1 protein-coding gene is annotated in these 450 nt (G+C 40.4%); it reads left to right on the top strand.

Translation table 11 applies throughout. The features are described 5' to 3' along the window. Window positions 1–102 precede the first annotated feature (102 nt). On the top strand, window positions 103–450 hold a 348-nt coding region (locus tag AB4Z50_RS36065; protein ID WP_441887303.1), incomplete at its 3' end, for a two-component regulator propeller domain-containing protein.

Raw genomic sequence — 450 nt, 5'->3', positions numbered from 1 at the left:
CTTTTGACAGTTTGCAGTTTAATCTTTAAAAGCGCACTTTTGAATTAACTAATTAAGTCATTTATGGTGCGCTCGACTTTGAGACTTGTCTTTCACTTATTTTTGCTTTTAGTAAGCACGAGCCAATCCAAAGCACTTGAAATTTCATTCAACCGCATTTCCAATGGACTTTCCACTAATTTTGTGAATTGCGTCTCGCAGTCAGCTGATGGTTTCATTTGGGTAGGTACCCAGAACGGCCTTCAACGTTATGATGGATATCGCTTCAGGCGGATCAGTACAAGAAGTGGCAAAGGTATACCATCCCTTCCCGTAGATCAGATATTTCCTGCTGATGATTCCGCAGTTCTGATTGTTAGAATGGGCCACCGGATTGGACTTTTGGATACACGCACATTTATCTTTAGTGAATCGGCGATAAATTCTACAGTATCTGAACTTGAAGAGAAT

Origin of the sequence: Paenibacillus sp. 2TAB26, from assembly GCF_052115145.1 — a bacterium.
Lineage (GTDB): Bacteria > Bacillota > Bacilli > Paenibacillales > Paenibacillaceae > Pristimantibacillus.
Note: the sequence above shows the minus strand (reverse complement) of the source record. Positions and strands in the feature narration are given on the sequence as shown.